General features: G+C 69.7%; 1 protein-coding gene. It reads left to right on the top strand.

All coding sequences use genetic code 11. From position 1 onward, the window contains the following. Positions 1-1,109: methionine adenosyltransferase (gene metK / locus DQ384_RS40190; RefSeq protein WP_245967107.1), on the top strand; the 1,109-nt coding region annotated here is incomplete at both ends.

Raw genomic sequence — 1,109 nt, 5'->3', positions numbered from 1 at the left:
CTGTTCACCTCCGAGTCGGTCACGGAAGGCCACCCGGACAAGATCGCCGACCAGATCAGCGACGCCGTTCTCGACGCCATGCTCAAGGGCGACCCGAAGAGCCGCGTCGCGGTCGAGACCCTGATCACCACCGGTCAGGTGCACGTCGCCGGTGAGGTCACCACCCAGACCTACGTCGACATCCCCGGCCTGATCCGCGAGAAGATCCTGGAGATCGGGTACGACGCCTCGCACAAGGGCTTCGACGGCGCCTCCTGTGGTGTGTCGGTGTCCATCGGGGCGCAGTCGCCCGACATCGCCCAGGGCGTGGACGACGCCTACGAGGTCCGCGAGGGCGAGGGCGCCGACGAGCTGGACCGGCAGGGCGCCGGTGACCAGGGCCTGATGTTCGGGTACGCGTGCCGGGAGACCCCGGAGCTGATGCCGCTGCCGATCACGCTGGCGCACCGGATGGCGCGGCGGCTGTCGGAGGTCCGCAAGAACGGCACCGTGCCGTACCTGCGCCCGGACGGCAAGACCCAGGTGACCATCGAGTACGACGGCGACCGTCCGGTCCGGCTGGACACCGTGGTCGTCTCCACCCAGCACGCCCCCGGCATCGACCTCGCCGACCTCCTCACGCCCGACATCAAGGAGCACGTGGTCGAGCCCGTGCTCGCGGAGCTGGAGATCGAGACCGAGGGGTACCGGCTGCTGGTCAACCCGACGGGCCGGTTCGAGATCGGCGGTCCGATGGGTGACGCGGGCCTGACCGGGCGCAAGATCATCGTGGACACCTATGGCGGCATGGCGCGTCATGGTGGCGGGGCGTTCTCGGGCAAGGACCCCTCCAAGGTCGACCGTTCGGCCGCGTACGCGATGCGCTGGGTGGCCAAGAACGTGGTGGCGGCGGGGCTGGCCGACCGTGCGGAGGTCCAGGTGGCCTACGCGATCGGCAAGGCGCAGCCGGTGGGGGTGTTCGTGGAGACGTTCGGCACCGAGAAGGTCGAGGTGGCGAAGATCCAGGACGCGATCACGCGGGTGTTCGACCTGCGCCCGGCCGCGATCATCCGTGACCTGGACCTGCTGCGCCCGATCTACTCCCAGACCGCCGCCTACGGCCACTTCGG

Origin of the sequence: Sphaerisporangium album (assembly GCF_003323745.1) — a bacterium.
Taxonomy (GTDB): Bacteria; Actinomycetota; Actinomycetes; order Streptosporangiales; family Streptosporangiaceae; genus Sphaerisporangium; species Sphaerisporangium album.
The sequence above is the reverse complement of the archived record's forward strand: the minus strand, read 5'-3'. Positions and strand labels throughout refer to the sequence as shown.